Here is a 22,904-nt window from a genome sequence, read left to right as displayed (position 1 = left end):
CGTCACCGGAATATCTCCTTCAGGCGGGCCTCGTAACGGGTCTTGATCTCGTCCAGGACCGAGGCCGGATCGGGCGCGTGCAGGCAGTGGATCAGCAGGGCGCGCCCGTCCTCGGACAGATCGCAGCTAACGGTGCCGGGGGTCAGCGTGATGGTCGAGGCCAGCACCGTGATCGCCTCGGGCGAGGTCAGGTCCAGCGGCACTGTCAGCCAGCAGGGCCGCAGGGCGGCGCGCGGCATGAACAGCACGATCCGCGCCACTGCCAGGTTGGCCTTGATGATGTCCCACAGCACGATCAGCCCATAGGCTGCGATGCGCAGGGGGCTGCCGATGCGCGGGCGTCCGGGCCAATAGGGCGCGGTGACGGCGGGGATCACCAGCCCCAGCACCAGCGCGAACACGGCCGAGCCCCAGGCCAGGCGGTTGACCAGCAGCATCCAGACCAGCGCGACCGCCAGCGACAGCAGGGGATGGGGCAGGATGCGGCGGATCATTTCGTCCCCTCCTGCCCGGTCAGTACCGCCTGGACATAGGCGGCGGGGTCGGCCAGCTGGCGGGCGGTTTCCTGCGCATAGCGCATCACCGGCCCGCCCATGATGGTCAGCAGCGCCATGGCCGCGACCAGCGCCGCCGCCGCCGCCAGCGCCAGCGCGGGCGAGGCGGCATCGGGCAGATCCTGCACCGGCTCCTCCGGCTCGACCCGCGGGGGCAGGGGGCGCAGATCAGGGCGGGGGCGGCCCTCGACGGCAGGCGCCACGCCTTGCTGGTGGGCGCGCCAGAATACCAGCGATCCGGCCCGCGCCAGCCCATAGATCGCCGCCAGCGAGGCGCCGAGCATGCAGGCCCAGATCAGCACCGGCGCATCCCCGTTGCGCACGGCCTGAAGGATCGCCAGCTTGCCCAGGAACCCCGACAGGGGCGGCAAACCGGCAATGCCGATGGCTGCGGCAAGAAACAGCGCCCCCACGATCCCGCCCTGCGCGATCGGCGGCAGCGGGCGCAGCGCGAGGCTGCCCCCGCTGCGCCGCGCGCCGATCAGATCGACCGCCAGGAACAGCGCGGCGGAGGCCAGCGTCGAATGGGCCAGATACCAGATCCCCGCGGCCAGCCCCGGCTGGCGGAACTGCGCCACCGCGGCCATCAGCGTGCCGACCGAGCCAAGCGCGGCAAAGGCCGCCATGCGCCCCAGATGGCGCGAGCCGAGAACGCCCACCTGCCCGACGATCAGCGTGACCAGCGCCGCCGGCAGCAGCAGATCGGCGCCGAAGCGTTCGATCACGCTGTCGGCGGGAAAGACGAGGGTGAAGAAGCGGATGATCGCATAGACCCCGACCTTGGTCATGATCGCAAACAGCGCGGCGACCGGGCCGGGCGCGCGGGCATAGGTCGCCGGCAGCCAGAAATGCAGCGGCACCAGCGCCGCCTTGATGGCAAAGACCAGCATCAGCAGCACCGCCCCCACCCTGAGCAGCGCGGTGTCGGTGGCGGGCATCTGCGCGACGCGCACCGACAGGTCGGCCATGTTCAGGGTGCCGGTCACGGCATAGATGGTTCCCAGCGCCGCCAGGAACAGCGACGATCCGGCAAGGTTGTAGACGACATACTGCACCCCGGCGCGCAGCCGCAGATCGCCCCCCCGTGGATCATCAGCCCATAGCTGGCGATCAGCAGGATCTCGAAGAACACGAACAGGTTGAAGGCGTCTCCGGTCAGGAAGGCGCCGGACAGGCCCATCAGCTGGAACTGCCACAGCGCATGGAAATGCCAGCCCTTGCGATCCCAGCCCGAGCCGAGGGCGTAGAGCTGCACCACCAGCGCCAGCCCCGCCGTCAGCACCAGCATCAGCGCCGCCAGCCTGTCCAGCATCAGCACGATGCCGAAGGGCGCGGCCCAGTTGCCCAGCCGATAGACCTGCACCGTCCCGTCCATCGCCTGCACCATCAGGCAGACGGCGATGGCCAGTTGCAGCGCCGTGGCCGCAATCGAGGCAACGCGTTGCAGGACCAGGTCATGGCGCATGCCCAGCACGATCAGCGAGCCGACAAAGGCCGGCAGCACGACGGGCGCGATCAGCCAGTGGTTCATCGGTCCGCTCCGCCCCGTTCGCGCCGGGGCAGGTCCACCCGGTCGTCGCCCCCTTCCAGAAAGGCGCCGAGCGCCATCAGCACCACGACCGCCGTCATCCCGAACGAGATGACGATGGCCGTCAGCACCAGCGCCTGCGGGATCGGGTCGGTATAGGCGGTGACGCCATCGCGCAGGACGGGCGGCTGGTCCACGACGATGCGGCCGGCGGCGAACAGGAACAGGTTGGTGGCATAGCTCAGCATCGTCATGCCCAGCACCACCGCAAAGCTGCGCTTGCGCAGCGTCAGATAGACGCCCGCGGCGGTCATGAAGCCGATGGCGGATGCGATCAAGATCTCCATCAGCGCGGCCTTTCGGGGTGGATGTCCATCGGCTCGGCGTTCACGCGCTGGCCGGCGGCGCGGGCGATCCGCGAGAGCGAGTTCAGCGCCAGCATCACCGCGCCCACGACTGCCAGGAACACGCCGGTGTCAAAGCCCATGGCGGTGGCAAGCTCGAACGGCTCGACCCCGATCAGGTGAACATAACCGAAGGCCGAGGTGAGGAACGGCTTGCCCGCGAACCAGGCGCCCGCGCCGGTGATGCCCGCACACAGCACGCCCAGCCCGATCAGCGTGTGATAGGGGATGTTCTGGCGCTGCATCGCCCAGGCAAAGCCCGAGGCCATGTATTGCATGACCAGCGCCACCGATACGATCAGCCCCGCGACGAAGCCGCCCCCCGGCGCATTGTGCCCGCGCAGGAAGATATACAGCCCCACCACCAGCGAGATCGGCAGCAGAACCCGCGTCGCCACCACCAGCATCAGCGGGTGCCGGTCACCCGCGCGGCGCATGTCGCCCTTCCACGCCGAAAGGCGCCGCCCCGACCGCCCGGCCAGCAGCGTTTCGGTCAGCGCAAAGATGGTCAGCGCGGCGATGCCCAGAACGGTGATCTCGCCATAGGTGTCATAGCCGCGGAAATCGACCAGGATCACGTTCACCACGTTGTCGCCGCCCCCCAGATCGTGGCTGGTGGCCAGCATGTAGTCCTTGATCGACGGAAAGGCGAAATCGCGCCGCATGATCGCATAGGCCAGGATGCCGACGCCAAGGCCGGTCAGCGCGGCCACGAAGGCGTCGGCGCCGCGCTTGACGTTGCCGGTGTCCAGCACCGTCCGCTTGGGCAAAAAGTTCAGCGCCAGCAGCAGCAGCATGACCGTCACCACCTCGACCGTGATCTGCGTCAGGGCCAGGTCGGGGGCGGACAGATAGACAAAGGCGCAGCTGACGATCAGCCCCACGATCCCCACCAGCACCAGCGCGAGGATGCGGCGGCGATGCAGCGCGACCATCGTGCCGGTGGCCAGCATCGCCATCACCCAGCCCAGGGCCGCGATCGGGGTGACGGGCAGCATGGGACGCACCTCGGGCCCGGCCCGGCCGGTCTGCCAGGCGGCAAAGCCCGCCGCGGTGGCCGTCAGCATCAGCAGCGCCAGCGCCCGCGACATCGACCCGTTGGTGACGCCGCTCGTGAACCGGCGCGCCCAGGCCGCCGCCGTCCCGGTCATGTCGTCAAAGATCGCCCCCGCGTCGGGGCGGGGCAGCGCCAGCCTCAGCCCGTTGGCCGGCCGCCACAGCGCCAGCAGCGCCGCGCCCCCCAGGATCGCCGCCAGCGACATCTTCAACGCCGGGGTAAAGCCATGCCACAGCGCGAAATGGGGGTGCGGATGCGCGCCCGTGACGGCGGCCGCGGCGGCCTCGACCAGCCAACCCAAGGTCAGGTTCGGTGCCAGCCCCCCCACGACCACCAGCGCCGCCAGCAGCGCGGGGGCCAGCCACAGCCCGATGCCCGGATCATGCGGCGGGGCCGGATGATCCTGGCGCACCGGTCCCAGGAAGACATGCACGATCATCCGCAGCGAATAGGCGACCGAGACCAGCGCCCCCAGCGTCGCCAGCGCGCCCACCAGCCAGGCCATCCCGCCGAGATCGGCGCGCGCGGCGTTTTCCAGCATCAGTTCCTTGGAAATGAAGCCGCTGAAGGGCGGGATCCCCGCCATCGACAGCGCGGCGACCAGCACGATGGCGAAGGTCAGGGGCATCAGCCTGCGCAGCCCGCCCAGCCTGGCGATCGAGCGGGTATGCGCTTCGTGATCGACGATGCCGGCGGCCATGAACAGCGCCGCCTTGAAGGTCGCATGGGCGATGATGTGGAACACGGCGGCGACGGCCGCTTCCTCGGTCCCAAGGCCCAGCAGCATGGTGATGAGGCCCAGATGGCTGATCGTGGAATAGGCCAGCAGCCCTTTCAGGTCATCCTGAAACAGCGCGATCACCGCCCCGGCCAGCATCGTCACCAGCCCCGCGGTGGCGACGATGCCTGTCCATTCGGGCGTGCCTGCCAGCACCGGCCACAGCCGCGCCATCAGGAAGATGCCCGCCTTGACCATCGTAGCCGAGTGCAGATAGGCGCTGACCGGCGTGGGCGCGGCCATCGCGCGGGGCAGCCAGAAATGGAACGGGAACTGCGCCGACTTGGTGAAGGCGCCGATCAGGATCAGCACCAGCGCCGGCAGGTAGAGGGGCGATCCCTGGATGGCCCCGCGCACCGCAAGGATGTCGGAGAGGCGGTAACTGCCCGCGACCTGACCCAGCATCAGGCAGCCGGCGATCATCGCCAGCCCGCCAAGGCCCGTCACGGTCAGCGCCATGCGCGCGCCCTGCCGGCCCTCGGGCAGATGCTTCCAGAACCCGATCAGCATGAACGAGGACAGCGAGGTCAGTTCCCAGAAGACAAGCATCATCAGGATGTTGTCCGACAGCACGATGCCCGTCATCGCGCCCTGGAACAGCATCAGCCAGGTGAAGAACGGCCCCGCCGCATCCGCCTGCGACAGATAGTGCCGGGCATAGAGGATGACCAGCAGCCCGATCCCCAGGATCATGATCCCGAACAGCAGCCCCAGCCCGTCGAGCCGGAAATCGGCGTTCAGGCCGATCTGCGGCATCCACTGGATGCGCGTGGCAATGACCTCGCCTGCGGTGATGGCGGGCGCATGCAGCAGCAGGCCCAGCAGCGCCAGCGCGCTCGCCGCGGCGCAGGCGCTCGCGGCGGCCGACCGGCCCGCGCGGACCATCAGTCCCGGCAGCAGCGCCCCGATGAACGGCAGCGCAGCAATCAGTGCTGGCGACATGCATTTCCCCCGTTTGGCCCGGTTTCCCAAGGCTGGCGCCATGTGTCAAGCAAACGGCCCAAAAGACGCTAGGCGGTGTTCGCGCTTCGTGCTAGCCGGGGGCAAAAGGCGAGCGAGGCAGGCGATGAGGGTTCTGGGCATAGATCCCGGCCTGGTGAACATGGGCTGGGGCGTGATCGTGGTGGACGGCTCGCGCATCTCCCATGTGGCGAACGGCATCGTGCGGTCGGGCGCGGCCAGTCTTGCGGCCCGGCTGTGCGATCTGCACCGGGGCCTTGCGGCGGTCATCGCCGCCCATGCGCCCGATGCCGCCGCGGTGGAACAGACCTTTGTCAACAAGGACGCGGTCGGCACGCTGAAGCTGGGGCAGGCGCGGGGGGTGGCGCTGCTCGCGCCGGCGCAGGCCGGGATCGAGGTCGGGGAATATGCCCCCAATGCGGTGAAGAAGGCGATCGTCGGCGTCGGCCATGCGCAAAAGCAGCAGGTCGAACACATGGTCCGCCTGGTCCTGCCGGGGGTGGACCTGGCCGGGCCGGATGCCGCCGATGCGCTGGCCATCGCCATCTGCCACGCCCGCCATCTGCAAAGCCGCGTGCTGCGCATCAAGGTGGTCGCGTGATCGGCCGCATCGCTGGGATCATCCTGCACCGCGCCGCCGACCATGTCCTGATCGACGTGCGGGGCGTGGGCTATATCGTCCATGTGAGCGAGCGGACCGCCGCCAGCCTTCCGCCGGTGGGGCAGGCGGCGGCGCTGTATACCGACCTGCTGGTGCGCGAGGATCTGCTGCAGCTGTTCGGCTTTCCCAGCCTGCTGGAAAAGGAATGGCACCGGCTGCTGACATCCGTGCAGGGGATCGGGGCGAAAGCCTCGCTGGCGATCCTGGGAACGCTGGGGGCCGAGGGGGTGGGGCGCGCCATCGCGCTGGGCGACTGGTCGGCGGTGCGCAAGGCGCCCGGCATCGGCCCGAAACTGGCGCAGCGCGTGGTGATGGAGCTGAAGGACAAGGCGCCCACGATCATGGCGATGGGGGGCGATCTGACGGTGGATGCGGGCGCGCCGGTGATCGAGGCGGACAGCCCCGCCGCGCCCATGCCCTCCCCGCCCCCCGGTGTCCGCCGGAACCCCGGATCGGCGGCGGCCTCGGCCGAGGCGCTGTCGGCGCTGACCAATCTTGGTTATGGCCCCTCCGAGGCGGCCGGGGCGGTCGCCGAGGCCGCGGCGCGCGAGCCCGAGGCGCCGACGCCCGCGCTGATCCGCGCGGCGCTGCGCGCACTCGCCCCCAAGGAGTGAGGGCGCCCCGCATCCCGGCCGGCGGGCAAAGCCGCAGGCCAGGACGCCCCGCACTGAGCCGGACAGCATCCGCAGGGGCCAAGGGGTTGGCGCAGCGCCCCGTTCGGCCGGGCAGCGCCCTTTGCCTGTAGCGGATCATGCACACCGCCATGCGGGCCCCGCCCGCCTCATCCTGCGCCGCAAGGCCGGCCCTTGCCGCCAGCCCGTCCAGGGCGCGCGGAAAACCGGCATGTATCGCCAACCGGATCAGCACCTTGGCGATGTCCTGCCCTGCCGGGCCGAGGCTCAGCCCGGCACGGCTATGCATCTCAAGCCGTTGGCCCGCAGCACTACCAGGAACTGCGGCCCTTCCATCCCGCTGGCAGACCCATCCGCCTGCCCGTCGCGCAGGGCGCCCGGCAGGTGCACCGCCTGTCAGTCATGGCGCGGGATGTCGCGGCTGACCCTGCTATTTTTCTGATTCAAAAGGGCATTTTGTTTGAGCCTGCCTCACGTCAAGCCCCTCTGGCCGGCGCCGGGCGGCGCCGCTAAGCTGGCCTCATGACCCAGCCCGACCCCACCCTGCGCCCCGAACCGATGGAGGGTGACGCCGAGGACCGCGCCTTGCGGCCCCAGCGGCTTGAGGAATTCATCGGCCAGGCCGAGGCGCGCGCCAACCTGCGCGTCTTCATCGACAGCGCGCGGATGCGCGGGCAGGCGATGGATCATACGCTGTTCCACGGCCCCCCCGGCCTTGGCAAGACGACGCTGGCGCAGATCATGGCGCGCGAGCTGGGCGTCAATTTCAAGATGACCTCTGGCCCGGTGCTGGCGCGGCCGGGCGATCTGGCGGCGATCCTGACCAATCTCGATGCCCGCGACGTGCTGTTCATCGACGAGATCCACCGCATGAACCCGGCGGTCGAGGAGATCCTTTATCCCGCGATGGAGGATTTCGAGCTGGACCTCGTGATCGGCGAGGGGCCGGCGGCGCGGACGGTGCGGATCGAATTGCAGCCCTTCACCCTGGTCGGGGCGACGACCCGTCTTGGCCTGCTGACGACGCCGCTGCGCGACCGTTTCGGCATCCCGACACGGCTGCAGTTCTATACGACCGAGGAACTGGACCAGATCGTCACCCGCGGCGCCAGGCTGATGGGCATCAGGTCCGAGCCCGAGGGCACCCGCGAGATCGCCCGCCGCGCCCGCGGCACGCCCCGCATCGCCGGACGCCTGCTGCGCCGTGTGGTCGATTTCGCGCTGGTCGAGGGCGACGGGCGGCTGACCCGCGATCTGGCCGACATGGCGCTGACCCGGCTGGGCGTGGACGATCTGGGGCTGGACAGCGCCGACCGGCGCTATCTGACGCTGATGGCCGAGCATTACGGCGGTGGCCCGGTCGGGGTGGAAACGCTTTCCGCCGCGCTGTCGGAAAGCCGGGATGCCATCGAGGAGGTGATCGAGCCCTATCTGCTGCAACAGGGCTTGATCCAGCGCACCCCGCGCGGCCGCATGCTGGGCCAGATCGGCTGGCGGCATCTGGGGCTGGACATCCCGAAGGTGGCACAGGCGGGATTGTTCGATGAATGACGTGGAAAGCCGCCTGCGCGCCAGTTTCGCGCGCCAGACGATGATGCAGACGCTGGGCGCCACGATGGAGGAGGCCGCCGAGGGGCGCGTCACCATCGCCCGGCAAGGCGCTGATCGCGCGCCTGCGCCTGTGCCCGGGCAGGGGCGCGCCGGGCTGGACGGAGCCGGCCGGGCGGCATAGCACAGGGGGCACTCCTTGCCCCACAGGATCCCTGATGAGCTTTGCCGCCGGCCACCCCATGCTTGCCATTCCCGGCCCCTCGCCGGTCCCTGACCGGGTGCTGCGGGCGATGCACCGGCCATCGCCCGACATCTATGGGGCCGAGTTGGCCGAACTGAACCTGCGGGTCATGGCCGGCCTGCGCCGCCTTGCCGGCACGCGCCACCATGTCGCCCCCTATATCGGCAACGGCCATGCCGCGTGGGAGGCCGCGAATATCAACCTGTTCGCACCCGGCGACCGGGCGCTTGTGCTGGTCAGCGGGCATTTCGGCCGCGGCTGGGCCGCCGCCGCCCGAGGGATCGGGGTCGAGGTCGAGACGATCGAGTCCGCCCCCTTTGCCGCCCCTGATCCGCAGCATCTGGCCGACCGGCTGGCCGCGGACCGCGAGGGGCGCATCCGCGCGGTGCTTGTCTGCCAGGTTGACACGGCCAGTTCCGTGCGCGCCGACATTCCCGCGATCCGCGCCGCGATGGGCGATCACCCGGCGGCGCTGGCGGTGGACGCCATCGCCTCGCTGGGATGCGAGCCGATGCGGATGGACGAATGGGGCGTGGATGTTCTGGTTTCAGCCAGCCAGAAGGGGCTGATGGTCCCGCCCGGCCTGGGCCTTGTCTGGTTTTCGGACAAAGTCGCGGCAGGGCGCGGGGCGGCGACCCCCTATTGGGACTGGCGGCCCCGCATCACTGCGTCCGAGCTGTGGCAGTTCTGGGGCGGCACCCCGCCGGTCCAGCATCTCTATGGCCTGGCCGAGGCGCTTGACATGCTGCTCAAGGGCGAGGGGCTTGAGGCCGCCTGGGCACGCCACGAAGGGCTGGCCGCGGCCACATGGGCGGCGCTGGAGGCTTGGGGGCAAGGCGGGGCGATGCGCGCGCAGGTGGCGGATCAGGGCGCAAGGGCGCGTTCCGTCACCGCCGTCGCGCTGCCCGGCGCGGCGCGGCTGCGTGAATGGACGGCGCGCAATGCCGGGCTTACACTGGGGGTCGGGCTGGGCGCGGCCGAACCCGATGACGCGATGCGCATCGCGCATATGGGCCATCTTTCGGCCCATGCCCATCTGGGCACGCTGGCGGTGATCGAGGCGGGGATGACCGCGCTGGGCCTGCCGCATGGGGGCGGCGGCGTTGCCGCCGCTGCCGCCGAGATCGCCTGCCGCAGCGCCGCGGGCTGAGGCTCAGTTCGCTGGGCGGGGCTGGGGCGCAGCGCCCGCCGCCGGGTGCGCGGGCATCGCTTTCATCCCTGCGGCATCGGCGCCCCCGGCATCGGGCGCATGGCGGTCGAGCCATGCCTGCATATGCGCGATCTCCTGTTCCTGGGCCTTGATGATTGTCTCGGCCAGGCGGCGCAGCTCGGGATCCTTGCCGTATTCAAGCTCGATCCGGGCCATGTCCACGGCGCCCTGATGGTGGGGAATCATGCCGCGCACGAAATCGACATCGGCATTCCCGGTGGGCGCGACCATCATGCCCTTGTGCATCCTCTCCATCGCGGCGGCGAATGCGTCATTGGCGGTGGCGGGCTTTGCCGCAGGGGCGGAGGCGCTGGCTGCGGCGACGGGGTTTGGCGCGGGCGCGTTCTGGGCCGCGGCCGGCAGGGCCAGCAGGCCCGCGGCGCAGGCGATCAGGACGCGGGGAAGGGCACGGGTCATGGCAAGGCTCCGTTCATTGACGAAAGGACAACGCGCGGGCCGGCCCGTCAGTGCCCGCACGATCGGGTGAGCGCGCCTATCCTCGCCGCAGCGCGCGGAACCCCGCCGAGGCGCCCCAGCCCGCCGCGACCGCCAGCGCCAGCGACAGCAGCCCATACCAGAAGGGCCGTTCGAGGCTGAGCCGATAGACCCAGCGTTCCAGCCCGACCTTGCGCACCCGGATCGGGGCTTGGTTGCTGTCGATCACCTTGCCGTCGCGGACAAGAAAGATGCGGGCGCGGTAATCCCCCTCGACCAGGTTCGAGGGCATCCGCACATCGGCCTCGAACAGGATGCCGTCGGTGATCTTGACCGCGCCCTCGTCCACCCGATAGCGCCCCGCCTGCGTGCGCAGCGCCAGCAGCGCGGCGGTGAACGGCGTCGCATCCTCGGCCGCGGTCATGCCCGACAGCGCCCGGATGGCCAGCGCGGGCGATATGCGGTGGCGCACATCCTCGTCCCGTTCGAGCATCAGCGGCAATCGCCCGCTGGTCGCCACGGCATAGAAATCGGGTGCGGCCCCGATCCGCACCGTGCGGGTGTTGATCCAGATGCCGCCCACCCGCTCCTTGCGGCGCACGGCGACCTGCTGGGCGGGGCCTTCCACCGTCACGATGATGCCCAGCGGGCGCCCGGTTTCGGGCGGGGCATCGCGGCGGATCGCGCCATAGATCAGGATGTCTGACCCGGTGAAGCTGGTGTTGATCGACACCGCGTCTTGCGACAGGCCGGTGACGATGCGCTCGGCCGGCGCGGCGGGCGGGGCCGCCGTCGCAAGCGGGACAGCCGGCGCCTGCCGGGCCGGCGCATCCTGCGCCATGGCCAGCACCGGCAGCAGCAGCGCCGCGGCAAGGGCCAGCCAGCGCCTCATGGCCGGACGGGTGCGATCGAGAACAGCTCGGCCGGCGGCAGCACCAGATCGAATGCCAGCCGCCCGCAGACCACCAGCACCAGCAGCGCCAGCAGCACCCGCAGCTGTTCGGCCCGCAGCCGCGCGCCCAGCACGGTGCCGATCTGCGCCCCCACCACCCCGCCCAGGATCAGCAGCAGCGCCAGCATGATATCCACGGTATTCGAACTGACCGCATGCATCAGCGTGGTGAAGGCGCTGACCGCCGCGATCTGGAACAGCGAGGTGCCGATCACGACCTTGGTCGGCATCCCCAGCAGATAGATCATCGCCGGCACCATGATGAAGCCGCCCCCCACCCCCATGATCGCCGCCAGCACCCCGACCGCCAGCCCAACCAGCAGCGGCGGGATCACGCTGATGTAAAGACCCGAGGCGCGGAAACGGGCCTTCCATGGCAGGCGATGGACCCAGCTGCGCTGGTGCAGCCGCCGCCGCACCCCGCTGGATCGGCGCGCCGCAAGCAGGGCCGACAGGCTTTCGCGCAGCATCGTCAGGCCGATCAGCCCCAGGAACACCACATAGCAAAGCTGCACCACCAGGTCGATCTGGCCGATTCGCGCAAGCAGGTTGAACACCAGAACGCCCAGGCCCGAGCCGGCGATGCCCCCCACCAGCAGCACGACCCCCATGCGGATATCGACGGTTCCGCGCCGTAGATGCGCCAGAACGCCCGAAAAGGACGACGCGACCACCTGGTTTGCCCCCGTGGCCACCGCGATCGCGGGCGGGATGCCGATGAAGAACAGCAGCGGCGTGATGAGAAACCCGCCGCCCACGCCGAACAGCCCGCTCATCAGCCCGACGATCGCGCCGAGGCCGATCAGCGTGAGGGCGTTGACCGACACTTCGGCGATGGGAAGGAAAATCTGCATGGCTGCCCGGTTTGCCGCATCCTGCCGCCCGCCGGCGCCGCGGTCAAACCCTGATTCGCCTTTGCTTGCGCACGACCGCTTGGGGGCGCTAATCAAGGGGCGGAACCGGCCGGGACAGTCATGCGCATACTCATCACAAACGACGACGGGATCAATGCTCCGGGCCTCGAGGCGCTGGCCGCCATCGCGGCCGAGATCGCCGGCCCCGACGGCGAGGTCTGGACGGTCGCGCCGGCCTTCGAGCAGTCGGGGGTGGGCCATTGCATCAGCTATACCCAGCCCACGCTGATCGCCGAGCTGGCCCCCCGCCGCTGGGCGGCCGAGGGCAGCCCGGCCGATTGCGTGCTGGCGGCGCTGGGCGACATCATGGCTTCATCACCCCCGGCGCTGATCCTGTCGGGCGTGAACCGCGGCAACAATGCGGGCGAGAACGTGATGTATTCGGGCACGATCGGCGGCGCGATGGAGGGCGCGCTGCAGGGCATTCCCGCGATTGCGCTGTCACAGTATCTCGGCCCGCGGACGGCCGGGCTGGCCGACCCGTTCGAGGCCGCGCGCGCCTGGGGGCCGCGCATCATCCGCGCCCTGCTGGACCGCGCCGATTGGGCGGGGGACGACGGCCATGCGCTGTTCTACAACGTGAACTTTCCGCCCGTGGGTGCGGACGGGGTGCGCGGGCTGCGCGTGGCGCCGCAGGGCCGCCGCGCCGGCGTCCGCTTTGGCGCGCATCCCTATGTCGCGCCCAACGGGCGTCGCTTCCTGTGGGTGACGGGCGGGGCGCAGGATGCGCAGGCCGCGCCCGGCAGCGATGTCGAGGCGCTGATGGCGGGCTATGCGGCCGTCACGCCGATGCGGCCCGACCTGACCTGCGCGGCAACGACACGGCGTCTTGCCGTCCTGCTCGACGAGGGCTGAGGGCGATGCGTTCCGCAGGCGGCCATGGGGAACAGGATGTGCCGTCGGGCGGGTGCGGCGATGAACCGGCCGAGCGGCAGATGCGGTTCCTGTTCCAGCTTCGCTCGCGCGGGGTGACCGATCCGCGCGTGCTTGCCGCGATGGAGCGGATCGACCGCGGCGCCTTCGTGCGCGGCCATTTCGAGGATCGCGCCTATGAGGATACGCCCCTGCCGATCGCCTGCGGGCAGACGATCAGCCAGCCTTCGGTCGTGGGGCTGATGACGCAGGCGCTGAACCCCGGTCCGCGTGACATGGTGCTCGAGATCGGGACCGGATCGGGCTATCAGGCGGCGGTGCTGTCGGTGCTTTGCCGGCGGGTCATGACGGTTGACCGTCACCGCCGTCTCGTGGCCGAAGCCGAGCAGCTGTTCCGGCAGCTGGGCCTGACCAACATCACGGCGCGGGTGGCGGACGGCTCCTTCGGGCTGCCCGAACAGGCGCCCTTTGATCGCATCATGGTGACCGCGGCAGCCGAAGACCCGCCGGGGCCGTTATTGTCGCAGCTGAAGGTCGGCGGTATCATGGTCGTGCCGGTGGGGCAGTCGGACGCGGTGCAGACCCTGATCCGCGTCACCCGCACCGAAACGGGCTATGCCTATGATGAGATGCGGCAGGTGCGGTTCGTGCCGCTGGTCGAGGGGTTGGGACAGACATGACCCCCGCAACACCACAGACGATGAGGACGGGCAGATGGTCACCAGGGGTTTCACGCATCGCGATTGCGGTCCGCTGAGGCGCGCAGGCGCGGGCGCAGCGGCGCTGGCTCTGGCGGTGGCGGGCTGCACGGCCCCCGGCGGAACCGGCCAGGGCGCCCCCGGCGGCGGAACGGGCCTGGTCGTGCCGCGCCTGTCCATGCCGGTGATCCAGTGGCCGCTGGGGCAGGCGGGCACAAGCGGAGGGGGGGCTGCAAGCCGCACCGGGGCCGCCGCAGGCGCAGGCGCCAAGCCGCAGGTGGTTGATCCCTTTGCCGGGCAGGGGGTGGCGCAACCTGCGATTCCGAAATCGGGCGGCACGGCCAAGGCTGCCGGCTCGACCGCGGCGCCTGCGCGCGCCGGGTCCGGGCCGGGCGCCCCAGCCAGGGCGCCGCAGGATGCGCCCCAGGCCGGGGCGGGGCGCACCCATACCGTCGCCACGGGCGAGACGGCCTGGTCGGTCGCGCGCAAATATGGCGTGTCGATCCAGGATCTGGCGCGCGCCAACAACCTGCCCGAGACGATGAGCATCCGCGTTGGCCAACGCCTGGCGATCCCGGCCGGAGGCTCTGCCGATCCCGTCACCAGGGTCACGGCCCCGGGCGCCGGATCGCCGACACCCCAGCCGCCTTCGGCATCCGAGCCGCTGCCTTCTGAAACGACAAGGCCCGCGACCGCTCCGGCCCCGAAATCCGACGTGCCCAATCTGGGCAAGACCCGCACCAAGGCGTCGGGTAACGGCCGGCTTGCCATGCCAGCCAATGGATCGATCGTGCGGACTTACAAGAAGGGCACGAACGAGGGCATCGACATCTCGGCCCCGCCCGGCTCGGCCGTGTCGGCTGCGGCCAGCGGCACGGTTGCCGCCGTCACCCGCGACACCGATGGCGTGCCGATCGTCGTCGTGCGCCACGACAGCGGGCTGATGACCGTCTATGCCGGTGTCGACAAGCTGACCGTGTCCAAGGGCGACAGCGTCAAGCGCGGCCAGAGCATCGGCACCGCCCGCAACAACGGCCTTGTGCATTTCGAGGTCCGCAACGGCTTCGACAGCGTCAATCCCGAGGACTATCTGTAACCCTCGGGGGCGGGGGCGGGGAACGGCTCGGGCAAGGGCCGGAACTCGATCAGGCGGGCATGGCCAGCGCCTCGGTCAGCGCCAAGGCGAGTTCCTCGCGCACCAGGCGGCGCAGGTCGGTGTCAAGCTGCCGGCCGATTTCACCGCGAAGCTCGTCACGGATCGCTTCTCGCAAGAGATCGCGGATGGGTTGGGCATTCATGCGGTGCTCCATAAGCTGTGCCATCGAGGGTGCGGGAGTGGTGCCTGGGGCGGCCGCCGGGGAAAGGGCGGTGCCGGCGTGCTGCGTTCCGGCCGCCGGCACGGGCATATCCGCCCTGGGCTCGGCGGCAGAGCGGGCCGGGGCCGGCTGCGTGCCCGGCATTTGCATCTCCACCGGCTGCGTGGCCGCGGCGCCCGGCCAGGGGGCCGCGCGCTCAGCCGCGGCCGGCATGCCGCCGAACGCGGCATCCCTGCGGGCTGTCAGGTCCGGGGGCGCTTTGGCGTAGCCGTCACGGGCACCGATTGCCTCGCCAGCAGGCAGGACAGGGGCCCCGGCAAAGGCCGTGCTGCCGCCAGCCGCTGCGCCGGCCGGATCGGATGGCGCGCCCCCCAATGCATGGTCCAGCCAGAGGGGGCAGGGGGGGCAGCAGCGGGTGCGGCGCTTTGAGCAGCAGCCCCGGCGCTTGTCCCCCCTGCACTTGCCAGGGACGGGGGCGGCGCAGGTTCGGCCGGGTTGTCGCCCGCTGCTTCGACCCCAGCATCGCCCCACACCGGCGAGAGGGGCTGAGCGGTTAAGGGCCGGGGCGACAGCGCCTGAGCCGGGCCGGCATGCATGGCAGGGGGCGCGGCCGGGATCAGGGCATCGGGCCGCAGCCGGAAGGGCGGCTCGGCGGAATCGTCGGGCATGGCATGTTCCTCAGGGGCGGCGGGGCGGGCGGTTTCGGCCATGCGTGCGGCAGCGGCCCCGACCGCTTCGGCCAGCGAGGCGGTCAGTTCGGCCGTGCCGGCAGGCGACAGCGGCAGCACCCCTGCGGGCGCGGCAGGCGTCTGCAAGGCCGCCGCCGGCGTGACGGGGGTGCCGGATGGCAGAAAGGCGGGGCGTGCGGGCGCGGTGCCGAAAGACGGAAACGCGACAAGCCCGGCAGATTCCGCACCAGTCGTGCGTTCCAGACGCAAGGGTCCGGGCTGTTCGGCCCCGCCCCCGGCCGCGTCCCGGAACGCAGGGGCGGGCGCAGCCATTCCGGCTGCCGGGCGGGGAAAGCCTGTCCCATCCGCGGCGGGCGCGGCCGCTGTCCCGGAGGGACCATCATCCTGGGCGATCAGGCGGCGGATCGAGGCCAGCACGTCGCCCATGTCCTCGTCCCCGCCAGGGGCGCGGGCGCGGTCGATCCGCAGCGGGTCGGTCATGGCCGACCCCCGTCCCCGGGTTCAGTTGCGGGCGGGGCCTTTCTCGTCCTTGCCGATGGCGCGCAGCACCCGGTCAAGGTTCTTGCCCTGCGTGCTGGTATAGGGGGCGTCACGCACCGCGCTGTAATAGGCCGATGGGTCATAGGTCGGGATTCCCAACTTGAGGTCTTTAACCGTCAAGAGTCCCATAGCGGCCAGAAGTTGATAATGTGCTAACTGCAGATTGGCTTCGGCGGAAACCTTGTCCACCTGCGCCTGCAGCAGTTCCTGTTCTGCGTCCAGAACGTCCAGCGTGGTGCGTGCGCCCAGCGTCGCTTCCTCGCGCACGCCCTCATAGGCCTGCCGCGCGGCCGAGATCTGTTCGTCGATGGCGCGGATCTGCGCCCCTGCCACGTCGATGTTGGACCAGGCGTTGCCGACCGCCTCGTTCACCTGGCGCGAGGTGTTCAGCAGGGCCGAGCGCGCCGAATCGCGCTGGGCCATCGCCCGGCGGTGCAGCGCCGGCAGCCGGCCGCCGGAATACAGCGTCTGCGATGCCTCGACCCCGGCGCTGAGCGTGGTGGTGTTTTCCGGCGCCCCGTTGCCGAAAAGCGATGTCGAGGGCCGCCGGACCGTGCCCAGCCCCAGCGAGCCGGTCACCGTCGGGCGGCGCTGGGCCGCGGCCGCGGCGACGCTCAGCTCGGCCGCGGCGACGGTGCGCTGCGCCTGCCGGATCGAGGGATGGGTCTTGAGCGCGATGGCCCGCGCCGCCTCGATCGAGGCAGGGCGCTTGGGCAGGGGCGGCGGCGCATTCAGATTGCGGGGATAGTTGCCCACGGCCGTGTTGAACGCCTCGCGTGCCGTGGCCAGCGTGCCTTGCGCGGACACCAGCTGCGCGCGCGACTGGGCAAGCTGCGCATCGGCTTGGGCCACATCGGTTGTGGTGATCTCGCCCACGTCAAAGCGGTCCTGCGCCGCCTGCCGTTCGCGCGAGAGCAGCTCGACCGAATTCCGGTTCAGCGCCACCGCCTGCTCGGCCGATCGGACCTGCAGGAAGGCCTGCACCGCCTGCAGCAGGATGTTCTGTTCGACCGCGACCAGCGATTCGCGCGTCGAGAGAACCTGTTCCTTGGCGATGTCGATGGCCAGCTGGTTGCGCCCCCAGTCATACAGCGTCATCTGCGCGGAAAGCTGGACGCTGTCGGCGACCACCTCGACCCCGTCGGGGCGCGAGAAGGTGTGCGAGGCCACCCATTGCAGCACCGGGCGCAGCGCCGCCATCGCGCTGGCCACGTCCTCGTCGGCCGCGCGCAGCACGGCGCGGTTCTGGTCCAGCAGCGCCGAATGGCGATAGGCGGCCACCAGCGTGTCGGCCAGCGATTCCGCCCGGGCGGGCATGCCGCCCAGCGCGGTGCCCAGCGCCAGCGCCGCGGCAAGAACGAACCGCCGGCTCACAGCACGAACTCGGCTTGGCGGGCGAAGCCCGGCAGGACGGGCGCGGCGGCATGGAAGGCAAGCCGCCAGTCGATCCGGCCCTCGCGCTTGAACCCCAGCCGCACCAGCCCCAGTGCGCCTTCCCGGAACAGAGCGATGATGCGTCCTCCTTCGGCAAGCTGGCCCGCGAGGGCCTCGGGCAACCGCTCGATCCCGCCGCTGACCATGATGATGTCGTAAGGCCCCTGCGAGGGATAGCCGGCCGCCAGTTCACCTTGGACGGCCGCCACGTTGTCCGCCCCGGCTGCCGCCAGCCTGGCCGGAGCCGCCGCCGCCATGTCGGGATTTTCCTCAAGCGCCACGACGGCCTGAGCCAGCCGCCCCGCCACCGCGGCCGAATAGCCATAGCCGCTGCCCACGTCCAGGAGCAGCTCTGAGGGCTGGATGTCCAGCGCGTCCAGCATCTTGGCCAGGGTGCGCGGCTCAAGCAGGACGCGGCCCCCGCCCAGGTCGATATTGTCGCCCATATAGGCGACATCGCGGCGCGCATCGGGCACGAAATCCTCGCGCGGGATGTCGAGCATCGCGGCAATCACAGGATAGCGGGTCACGTCATTGGTGCGGACCTGGGTGTCCACCATCATCGTTCGGCGCTGTTGGAAATCGGTCATCGCTGGCAAATCCGGCTGTCGGGCTGACCTCTCTTGGCACGAATGGCGGATGCGGGCAACGGCGGGCGAAGGGCCGCGCCCTTCATGGCAGGGGCGGGTTCACTTTTGCCCGCGCCGCGGTCAGGATGGCGCCGCCCCCTGTCCTTGCCCCAGAGCCGCCATGTCCCAGCGCCAGACCGCCCGCATCGCCGTCGTTACCGTGTCAGACCGTGCCAGCCGCGGCGAATACGAGGATCGCGGCGGCCCTGCAGCCGAAGCCTGGCTGCGCCAGACCGTGACCTCGCCGGTCGAGATCGTCCGCCATGTCGTCCCCGACGGGCGCGAGGGCGTTGCCGCGACGCTGCGGCAGCTGGCGGACGGCGCTGGCGCGGACCTGATCCTGGTCACCGGCGGCACCGGGCCGGCCCCCCGAGACGAGACGCCCGAGGCGCTGGCCGATGTGATCGAAAAGGAACTGCCCGGCTTTGGCGAGGCGATGCGCCGCGCCTCGCTGGCCGAAGGGGTGCCGACCGCGATCCTGTCCCGCCAGACGGCAGGCATCCGCAACGCCTGCCTGATGATCCTGCTGCCGGGCAAGCCGGCGGCCATCGCCACCTGCCTGGATGCGGTGTTCGCCGCCGTGCCCTACTGTCTTGACCTGATCGGGGCGGGGCGGATCGAAACGGACGAAAAGCGCATCCGGGCGTTCCGGCCGGCCTGAGATGCCGCCCCGCCCGAGGCGGAGCCCGGTCGCGGGGCCGGCCCGCGCTGTCCGGCAGGGCGGGGCCGGTTTCGGTGATCGGCCGCGCGGAACGCGCCGCCGAACCTGCTTCAGCATCTGAGCAGCGTCACCACCGTGCTGCCATAGCGCCGCTGGTCGATCTGCGTCAGGCCGGGCGGCAGGGCGGGGGCGGCGCCTTCCTCCCACACCACCAGGGCGCCGGGGGCCAGCCAGCCCCCCGCCCGGGCCGAGGCGAGCGCCGCTTCGCCCAGGGCCTGCCCGTAAGGCGGGTCGAGAAAGACCGCATCATAAGCCGGCCCGCGGTTGGGCCCCAGATTGGCGGCATTGCGCCGCCAGATGTCGGTTGCCCCCATCGCGCGGGCCTTTTCCACATTGGCGCGCAGCAGGGCCCGCGCCGCCGCGCCGTCATCGACGAAGGCCACGCGCGCTGCCCCGCGCGAAAGCGCCTCGAGCCCCAGCGCCCCGGTGCCCGCGAACAGGTCCAGCACCCGCGCCCCCTCGAGCGAGATGCCGTGGCTGTTCTCGATCAGGTTGAACATCGCCTCGCGCACCCGGTCGGTGGTGGGTCGCAGATGCGCGGCCGGATCGCCCGCGCCGATTTCGGCAAGTTTAAGCCCGCGCAGCCTTCCTCCGACGATCCGCATCTGCCCTCTTGCGACTGTGCCCTTCCGGCCACGCTTTCCCTTTGTGACGGAAAATGGCAAGGGACCGCCCACCATGACCTTCAGGTGATCCCATGCAGATCCAACAGACCGCGCTGCCCGGCGTCCTGATCCTGATCCCGCCCCGGTTCGGCGATGATCGCGGGTTCTTTTCGGAAAGCTGGAACCGCCGCACGCTGGATGCGGCGGGGCTGAGCCTGCCGGACTTCGTGCAGGACAACCATTCGCTGTCGGCGAAAAGGGGCACGCTGCGCGGGCTGCATTATCAGGCGCCGCCCCATGCCCAAGGCAAGCTGGTGCGCTGCGGCCGGGGCAGCCTGTTCGACGTGGCCGTGGACGCCCGCAAGGGCAGCGCGACCTATGGTCAGTGGGTCGGGGTCGAGCTGAGCTTTGACAACGGCAGGCAGCTTTGGGTGCCGGCGGGGTTCCTGCACGGTTTCGTGACGCTGCAGGATGACACGGAGGTCGTCTATAAATGCACCGATCACTATGACCGGGCGGCCGATGGCGCCGTCCGCTGGGACAGCCTCGGGATCGACTGGGGCATCGCCGAGCCGATCCTGTCCGACAAGGACCGCGCCGCGCCGGCCTTTGCCGACTGGCAGTCGCCCTTCGACCTGGCCGATTTTCCCGCGCCTGCGGTGCGCGCATGAAGATCCTGGTGACGGGCGGGGCGGGCTTCATCGGCTCGGCGGTGGTGCGGCGGGCGATGGGCGACGGGCATCAGGTCGTCAACCTTGATGCGCTGACCTATGCGGCAAACCTTGAAAACGTGGCCGATGTGGCAAAGCTGCCCGGCTATGCCTTCGAGCATGCGGACATCCGCGACCGCGCCGCGCTCGACCGCGTATTCGCCCGGCACCGGCCCGACGCGGTGATGCATCTGGCCGCCGAAAGCCATGTGGACCGCTCCATCGACGGGCCCGGCGCCTTCATCGAGACGAATGTGAACGGCACCTACAACATGCTTGAGGCGGCGCGGACCTATTGGACCGGGGCGGGGCGCCCCGAGGGGTTCCGCTTTCACCACATCTCGACCGACGAGGTGTTCGGATCGCTGGGCGAGACGGGAAAGTTCACCGAGGACACCCCCTATGACCCGCGCAGCCCCTATTCCGCGTCCAAGGCCGCGTCCGACCATCTGGTGCGCGCCTGGCACGAGACTTATGGCCTGCCCGTCATCCTGACCAACTGTTCCAACAATTACGGCCCCTTCCATTTTCCCGAAAAGCTGGTTCCGGTGGTGATCCTGCGGGCGCTGGCCGGGCAGCCGATCCCGGTCTATGGCGATGGCGGCAATGTGCGCGACTGGCTGTATGTCGAGGATCATGCCGATGCGCTGCTGCTGTGCCTGCAACGCGGCCGCGTCGGGCGCAGCTACAACATCGGGGGCGAGAACGAGGCGCGCAACATCGACCTGGTGCGCACGATCTGCGCGCATCTGGACGCGCTGCGCCCCGAGGATGCGCCCCATGAGCGGCTGATCACCTTTGTGACCGACCGGCCCGGCCATGACCGCCGCTATGCCATCGACCCGGCCCGCATCCGCACCGAACTGGGCTGGCGCCCCTCGGTTACGCTCGAGGAAGGGCTGCGCCGGACGGTGGAATGGTATCTGGCCAACGAGGACTGGTGGCGCCCGCTGCTGGGGCGCGAGGGCGTCGGCAAGCGGCTGGGGCAGGGCTGAGTTGGGCGGCTGCATGGGTATTTGGGCCAGGAAGAAGCCCGCCGGAACACAAGGAACCGATGGATGAGCGATCTTCTGGTCTTTGGCCGGACGGGGCAGGTGGCGATGGAACTGGCGCGCCTGGTTCCCGAGGCGCGGTTTGTCGGCCGGGGCGAGGCAGACCTGGCCGATCCGGCGGCCTGCGCGGCGGTGATCGGGGCCGCGCGCCCCGCGGCCGTCATCAATGCGGCCGCCTATACGGCGGTGGACAGGGCCGAAAGCGATGAGGTGACCGCGCGGGCCGTGAATGCCCTGGCGCCGGGCGCGATGGCTGCGGCCTGCGCCGGGCTGGGCGTGCCCTTCGTCCATATCTCGACCGACTATGTCTTTGACGGATCAGGCGATGCGCCGCGCGCCGAGGATGCGCCGACCGGGCCGCTGGGCGTTTATGGCGCGACCAAGCTGGAAGGCGAGCGCGCCATCGCCGCGTCCGGCGGGCAGTGGGCTGTCCTGCGCACCAGCTGGGTCTTCAGCGCGCATGGCAACAACTTCGTCAAGACGATGCGCCGGCTGGGGGCTGAACGGCCGCGCCTGACCATCGTCGCCGATCAGGTCGGCGGGCCGACCTCCGCCGCGGCCATTGCCGCCGCCGTCGTGACGATGGCGCGGGCGATGCAGGCCGACCCGGCGCTGGGCGGCATCCATCATTTTGCAGGCGCCCCGGATGTCAGCTGGGCCGATTTCGCGCGCGTCATCTTTGCCCTTTCGGGAATGGCGACCGAGGTCGAGGAGATCCCGACCAGCGCCTATCCGACTCCGGCGCGCCGCCCGCTCAATTCGCGGCTGGACTGCACCGCCATCGCCCGGGACTTCGGCATCGCCCGCCCGGACTGGCGCGCGGATCTGGCTGCCGTCATCAAGGAACTGAACGCATGAGCAGCAGCCAGCGCAAGGGCATCATCCTGGCCGGGGGATCGGGGACGCGGCTTTATCCGATCACCATGGGCGTCAGCAAGCAGCTGCTGCCGGTCTATGACAAGCCGATGATCTATTATCCCATCTCGGTCCTGATGCTGGCCGGCATCCGCGACATCGCGATCATCACCACCGCCGAGGATCAGGCGCAGTTCCAGCGCCTTCTGGGCGACGGCGGCCAGTGGGGCATCCGTTTCACCTGGATCATCCAGCCCTCGCCCGACGGGCTGGCGCAGGCCTATATCCTGGCCGAGGATTTCCTGGACGGCGCGGCCTCGGCCATGGTGCTGGGGGACAACATCTTCTTCGGCCATGGCCTGACCGAGCTGCTGCGCACGGCCGATGCGCGCGCGGATGCGACGGTGTTCGGCTATCACGTCGCCGATCCCGAACGCTATGGCGTGGTCGCCTTCGACGATCAGGGCCGCGCACAGCAGATCATCGAAAAGCCCCAGGTGCCGCCTTCGAACTATGCGGTGACGGGCCTTTATTTCCTTGATGCCGACGCGCCCCGCCGGGCCCGGACGGTCGCGCCCTCGCCCCGCGGCGAGCTGGAGATAACGACCCTGCTGGAAACCTATCTGCACGAAGGGCGGCTGAACGTCGAAAGGATGGGCCGGGGCTATGCCTGGCTGGATACCGGAACCCATGCCAGCCTGCTGGATGCCGGCAATTTCGTGCGCACGCTGGAACGGCGGCAGGGGATGCAGTCCGGCTCGCCCGACGAGATCGCCTATGACCAGGGCTGGATCGACGCCGAGGCGCTGCGGGCGCAGGCCAGAAAATTCGGCAAGAACGATTACGGGCGCTATCTGGGGCGGCTGCTCGACTGACGCGGGCCGCGGGTGTTTCGCGCCCCGCCC

The 22,904-nt window shown here is 70.3% G+C and carries 24 protein-coding genes and 1 pseudogene; 13 read left to right on the top strand and 12 right to left on the bottom strand.

Annotation, left to right across the window (positions count from 1 at the left end; all coding sequences use genetic code 11):
• Nucleotides 1-2: 2 nt before the first annotated feature.
• The 4 genes and pseudogenes from B0A89_RS03710 to B0A89_RS03695 all read right to left on the bottom strand — a co-directional run bounded on the left by B0A89_RS03710 (nucleotide 3) and on the right by B0A89_RS03695 (nucleotide 5,263).
• Nucleotides 3-494 carry a Na+/H+ antiporter subunit E gene (locus B0A89_RS03710; protein WP_085376979.1) on the bottom strand — a complete coding sequence of 164 codons (492 nt, stop codon included), beginning with the start codon at nucleotides 492-494 and terminating at the stop codon, nucleotides 3-5.
• Nucleotides 491-2,085 (bottom strand): annotated as a pseudogene (locus tag B0A89_RS03705) (monovalent cation/H+ antiporter subunit D). The gene B0A89_RS03710 and the pseudogene B0A89_RS03705 overlap by 4 nt, the downstream one beginning before the upstream one ends.
• Nucleotides 2,082-2,429, bottom strand: a complete 348-nt coding sequence (locus tag B0A89_RS03700) for a Na+/H+ antiporter subunit C (RefSeq protein ID WP_085376978.1) — start codon at nucleotides 2,427-2,429, stop codon at nucleotides 2,082-2,084. The pseudogene B0A89_RS03705 and the gene B0A89_RS03700 overlap by 4 nt, the downstream one beginning before the upstream one ends.
• The gene (locus tag B0A89_RS03695; RefSeq protein WP_085376977.1) at nucleotides 2,429-5,263 is read right to left on the bottom strand and encodes a monovalent cation/H+ antiporter subunit A; all 2,835 of its coding nucleotides are present in this window, start codon (nucleotides 5,261-5,263) and stop codon (nucleotides 2,429-2,431) included. The genes B0A89_RS03700 and B0A89_RS03695 overlap by 1 nt, the downstream gene beginning before the upstream one ends.
• A gap of 124 nt (nucleotides 5,264-5,387) precedes the next feature.
• On the opposite strand from B0A89_RS03695, the gene ruvC reads away from it, so the two are divergent.
• The 5 genes from ruvC to B0A89_RS03670 all read left to right on the top strand — a co-directional run bounded on the left by ruvC (nucleotide 5,388) and on the right by B0A89_RS03670 (nucleotide 9,516).
• The gene (ruvC, locus tag B0A89_RS03690; RefSeq protein ID WP_085376976.1) at nucleotides 5,388-5,882 is read left to right on the top strand and encodes a crossover junction endodeoxyribonuclease RuvC; all 495 of its coding nucleotides are present in this window, start codon (nucleotides 5,388-5,390) and stop codon (nucleotides 5,880-5,882) included.
• Nucleotides 5,879-6,556: a Holliday junction branch migration protein RuvA gene (gene ruvA / locus B0A89_RS03685; protein WP_085376975.1), complete on the top strand. Its 678-nt coding sequence runs from the start codon at nucleotides 5,879-5,881 to the stop codon at nucleotides 6,554-6,556. Before ruvC ends, ruvA begins: the two co-directional genes overlap by 4 nt.
• A gap of 540 nt (nucleotides 6,557-7,096) precedes the next feature.
• Nucleotides 7,097-8,125, top strand: coding sequence for a Holliday junction branch migration DNA helicase RuvB (gene ruvB / locus B0A89_RS03680; protein ID WP_085376974.1), 1,029 nt, complete (start codon nucleotides 7,097-7,099; stop codon nucleotides 8,123-8,125).
• Nucleotides 8,118-8,306, top strand: a complete 189-nt coding sequence (locus B0A89_RS03675; RefSeq protein ID WP_085376973.1) for a hypothetical protein — start codon at nucleotides 8,118-8,120, stop codon at nucleotides 8,304-8,306. The genes ruvB and B0A89_RS03675 overlap by 8 nt, the downstream gene beginning before the upstream one ends.
• Nucleotides 8,307-8,340: 34 nt before the next feature.
• Complete coding sequence (locus tag B0A89_RS03670; protein ID WP_085376972.1) at nucleotides 8,341-9,516, top strand: pyridoxal-phosphate-dependent aminotransferase family protein; 1,176 nt, start codon at nucleotides 8,341-8,343, stop codon at nucleotides 9,514-9,516.
• A gap of 3 nt (nucleotides 9,517-9,519) precedes the next feature.
• On the opposite strand, the gene copM is transcribed toward B0A89_RS03670, so the two are convergent.
• The 3 genes from copM to B0A89_RS03655 form a co-directional block, all read right to left on the bottom strand.
• On the bottom strand, nucleotides 9,520-9,993 hold the full coding sequence (gene copM / locus B0A89_RS03665; protein ID WP_085376971.1) for a CopM family metallochaperone: 474 nt from the start codon (nucleotides 9,991-9,993) through the stop codon (nucleotides 9,520-9,522).
• Nucleotides 9,994-10,069: 76 nt separating this feature from the next.
• Complete coding sequence (locus B0A89_RS03660) at nucleotides 10,070-10,903, bottom strand: TIGR02186 family protein (protein WP_085376970.1); 834 nt, start codon at nucleotides 10,901-10,903, stop codon at nucleotides 10,070-10,072.
• Nucleotides 10,900-11,817: a sulfite exporter TauE/SafE family protein gene (locus B0A89_RS03655; RefSeq protein ID WP_085376969.1), complete on the bottom strand. Its 918-nt coding sequence runs from the start codon at nucleotides 11,815-11,817 to the stop codon at nucleotides 10,900-10,902. The genes B0A89_RS03660 and B0A89_RS03655 overlap by 4 nt, the downstream gene beginning before the upstream one ends.
• Before the next feature lie 120 nt (nucleotides 11,818-11,937).
• Here B0A89_RS03655 and surE point away from each other — a divergent pair, with 120 nt between their 5' ends.
• From surE to B0A89_RS03640, 3 genes are read left to right on the top strand one after another with little or no spacing between them, the layout of a single operon-like run.
• Entirely contained in the window at nucleotides 11,938-12,732 is a 795-nt protein-coding gene (gene surE, locus B0A89_RS03650; protein ID WP_085376968.1) for a 5'/3'-nucleotidase SurE, read from the top strand.
• 5 nt (nucleotides 12,733-12,737) lie between these two features.
• Nucleotides 12,738-13,430 (top strand): protein-L-isoaspartate(D-aspartate) O-methyltransferase, encoded by a 693-nt coding sequence (locus tag B0A89_RS03645; RefSeq protein ID WP_085376967.1) that lies wholly within the window; start codon nucleotides 12,738-12,740, stop codon nucleotides 13,428-13,430.
• A 34-nt stretch (nucleotides 13,431-13,464) separates the two neighbouring features.
• On the top strand, nucleotides 13,465-14,544 hold the full coding sequence (locus B0A89_RS03640) for a M23 family metallopeptidase (protein WP_240558627.1): 1,080 nt from the start codon (nucleotides 13,465-13,467) through the stop codon (nucleotides 14,542-14,544).
• Between the two features lie 49 nt (nucleotides 14,545-14,593).
• Here B0A89_RS03640 and B0A89_RS14545 read toward each other — a convergent pair whose 3' ends face one another.
• The 4 genes from B0A89_RS14545 to B0A89_RS03620 form a co-directional block, all read right to left on the bottom strand.
• Nucleotides 14,594-14,746 carry a hypothetical protein gene (locus B0A89_RS14545; RefSeq protein ID WP_157115231.1) on the bottom strand — a complete coding sequence of 51 codons (153 nt, stop codon included), beginning with the start codon at nucleotides 14,744-14,746 and terminating at the stop codon, nucleotides 14,594-14,596.
• A gap of 260 nt (nucleotides 14,747-15,006) precedes the next feature.
• Nucleotides 15,007-15,933 carry a hypothetical protein gene (locus tag B0A89_RS03630; protein ID WP_085376965.1) on the bottom strand — a complete coding sequence of 309 codons (927 nt, stop codon included), beginning with the start codon at nucleotides 15,931-15,933 and terminating at the stop codon, nucleotides 15,007-15,009.
• Nucleotides 15,934-15,954: 21 nt separating this feature from the next.
• Complete coding sequence (locus B0A89_RS03625) at nucleotides 15,955-17,310, bottom strand: TolC family outer membrane protein (protein ID WP_085378729.1); 1,356 nt, start codon at nucleotides 17,308-17,310, stop codon at nucleotides 15,955-15,957.
• 53 nt (nucleotides 17,311-17,363) lie between these two features.
• Nucleotides 17,364-18,017, bottom strand: a complete 654-nt coding sequence (locus B0A89_RS03620) for a protein-L-isoaspartate O-methyltransferase family protein (RefSeq protein ID WP_085376964.1) — start codon at nucleotides 18,015-18,017, stop codon at nucleotides 17,364-17,366.
• Nucleotides 18,018-18,177: 160 nt separating this feature from the next.
• On the opposite strand from B0A89_RS03620, the gene mog reads away from it, so the two are divergent.
• Complete coding sequence (gene mog, locus B0A89_RS03615; protein ID WP_085376963.1) at nucleotides 18,178-18,717, top strand: molybdopterin adenylyltransferase; 540 nt, start codon at nucleotides 18,178-18,180, stop codon at nucleotides 18,715-18,717.
• Between the two features lie 110 nt (nucleotides 18,718-18,827).
• Here mog and rsmD read toward each other — a convergent pair whose 3' ends face one another.
• Complete coding sequence (gene rsmD / locus B0A89_RS03610) at nucleotides 18,828-19,382, bottom strand: 16S rRNA (guanine(966)-N(2))-methyltransferase RsmD (RefSeq protein ID WP_085376962.1); 555 nt, start codon at nucleotides 19,380-19,382, stop codon at nucleotides 18,828-18,830.
• 92 nt (nucleotides 19,383-19,474) lie between these two features.
• On the opposite strand from rsmD, the gene rfbC reads away from it, so the two are divergent.
• The 4 genes from rfbC (at nucleotide 19,475) to rfbA (ending at nucleotide 22,874) form a co-directional block, all read left to right on the top strand.
• Entirely contained in the window at nucleotides 19,475-20,053 is a 579-nt protein-coding gene (gene rfbC, locus B0A89_RS03605) for a dTDP-4-dehydrorhamnose 3,5-epimerase (protein ID WP_085376961.1), read from the top strand.
• Nucleotides 20,050-21,087, top strand: a complete 1,038-nt coding sequence (gene rfbB / locus B0A89_RS03600) for a dTDP-glucose 4,6-dehydratase (RefSeq protein ID WP_085376960.1) — start codon at nucleotides 20,050-20,052, stop codon at nucleotides 21,085-21,087. The genes rfbC and rfbB overlap by 4 nt, the downstream gene beginning before the upstream one ends.
• A 63-nt stretch (nucleotides 21,088-21,150) precedes the next feature.
• On the top strand, nucleotides 21,151-22,002 hold the full coding sequence (rfbD, locus tag B0A89_RS03595; RefSeq protein ID WP_085376959.1) for a dTDP-4-dehydrorhamnose reductase: 852 nt from the start codon (nucleotides 21,151-21,153) through the stop codon (nucleotides 22,000-22,002).
• Nucleotides 21,999-22,874, top strand: coding sequence for a glucose-1-phosphate thymidylyltransferase RfbA (gene rfbA / locus B0A89_RS03590; protein WP_085376958.1), 876 nt, complete (start codon nucleotides 21,999-22,001; stop codon nucleotides 22,872-22,874). Before rfbD ends, rfbA begins: the two co-directional genes overlap by 4 nt.
• Nucleotides 22,875-22,904: the final 30 nt, after the last annotated feature.

This window comes from Paracoccus contaminans (assembly GCF_002105555.1).
Classification (GTDB): domain Bacteria; phylum Pseudomonadota; class Alphaproteobacteria; order Rhodobacterales; family Rhodobacteraceae; genus Paracoccus; species Paracoccus contaminans.
The sequence above is the reverse complement of the archived record's forward strand: the minus strand, read 5'-3'. Positions and strand labels throughout refer to the sequence as shown.

Excerpts from the sequence above, each read along its gene's own strand:
- B0A89_RS03710 (WP_085376979.1), bottom strand. The coding sequence starts at position 494 with ATGATCCGCCGCATCCTGCCCCATCCCCTGCTGTCGCTGGCGGTCGCG.
- B0A89_RS03700 (WP_085376978.1), bottom strand. The coding sequence starts at position 2,429 with ATGGAGATCTTGATCGCATCCGCCATCGGCTTCATGACCGCCGCGGGC.
- B0A89_RS03695 (WP_085376977.1), bottom strand. The coding sequence starts at position 5,263 with ATGTCGCCAGCACTGATTGCTGCGCTGCCGTTCATCGGGGCGCTGCTG.
- ruvC (WP_085376976.1), top strand. The coding sequence starts at position 5,388 with ATGAGGGTTCTGGGCATAGATCCCGGCCTGGTGAACATGGGCTGGGGC.
- ruvB (WP_085376974.1), top strand. The coding sequence starts at position 7,097 with ATGACCCAGCCCGACCCCACCCTGCGCCCCGAACCGATGGAGGGTGAC.
- B0A89_RS03675 (WP_085376973.1), top strand. The coding sequence starts at position 8,118 with ATGAATGACGTGGAAAGCCGCCTGCGCGCCAGTTTCGCGCGCCAGACG.
- B0A89_RS03670 (WP_085376972.1), top strand. The coding sequence starts at position 8,341 with ATGAGCTTTGCCGCCGGCCACCCCATGCTTGCCATTCCCGGCCCCTCG.
- copM (WP_085376971.1), bottom strand. The coding sequence starts at position 9,993 with ATGACCCGTGCCCTTCCCCGCGTCCTGATCGCCTGCGCCGCGGGCCTG.
- B0A89_RS03660 (WP_085376970.1), bottom strand. The coding sequence starts at position 10,903 with ATGAGGCGCTGGCTGGCCCTTGCCGCGGCGCTGCTGCTGCCGGTGCTG.
- B0A89_RS03655 (WP_085376969.1), bottom strand. The coding sequence starts at position 11,817 with ATGCAGATTTTCCTTCCCATCGCCGAAGTGTCGGTCAACGCCCTCACG.
- surE (WP_085376968.1), top strand. The coding sequence starts at position 11,938 with ATGCGCATACTCATCACAAACGACGACGGGATCAATGCTCCGGGCCTC.
- B0A89_RS03645 (WP_085376967.1), top strand. The coding sequence starts at position 12,738 with ATGCGTTCCGCAGGCGGCCATGGGGAACAGGATGTGCCGTCGGGCGGG.
- B0A89_RS03640 (WP_240558627.1), top strand. The coding sequence starts at position 13,465 with ATGGTCACCAGGGGTTTCACGCATCGCGATTGCGGTCCGCTGAGGCGC.
- B0A89_RS14545 (WP_157115231.1), bottom strand. The coding sequence starts at position 14,746 with ATGAATGCCCAACCCATCCGCGATCTCTTGCGAGAAGCGATCCGTGAC.
- B0A89_RS03630 (WP_085376965.1), bottom strand. The coding sequence starts at position 15,933 with ATGACCGACCCGCTGCGGATCGACCGCGCCCGCGCCCCTGGCGGGGAC.
- B0A89_RS03625 (WP_085378729.1), bottom strand. The coding sequence starts at position 17,310 with ATGCCCGCCCGGGCGGAATCGCTGGCCGACACGCTGGTGGCCGCCTAT.
- B0A89_RS03620 (WP_085376964.1), bottom strand. The coding sequence starts at position 18,017 with ATGACCGATTTCCAACAGCGCCGAACGATGATGGTGGACACCCAGGTC.
- mog (WP_085376963.1), top strand. The coding sequence starts at position 18,178 with ATGTCCCAGCGCCAGACCGCCCGCATCGCCGTCGTTACCGTGTCAGAC.
- rsmD (WP_085376962.1), bottom strand. The coding sequence starts at position 19,382 with ATGCGGATCGTCGGAGGAAGGCTGCGCGGGCTTAAACTTGCCGAAATC.
- rfbC (WP_085376961.1), top strand. The coding sequence starts at position 19,475 with ATGCAGATCCAACAGACCGCGCTGCCCGGCGTCCTGATCCTGATCCCG.
- rfbB (WP_085376960.1), top strand. The coding sequence starts at position 20,050 with ATGAAGATCCTGGTGACGGGCGGGGCGGGCTTCATCGGCTCGGCGGTG.
- rfbD (WP_085376959.1), top strand. The coding sequence starts at position 21,151 with ATGAGCGATCTTCTGGTCTTTGGCCGGACGGGGCAGGTGGCGATGGAA.
- rfbA (WP_085376958.1), top strand. The coding sequence starts at position 21,999 with ATGAGCAGCAGCCAGCGCAAGGGCATCATCCTGGCCGGGGGATCGGGG.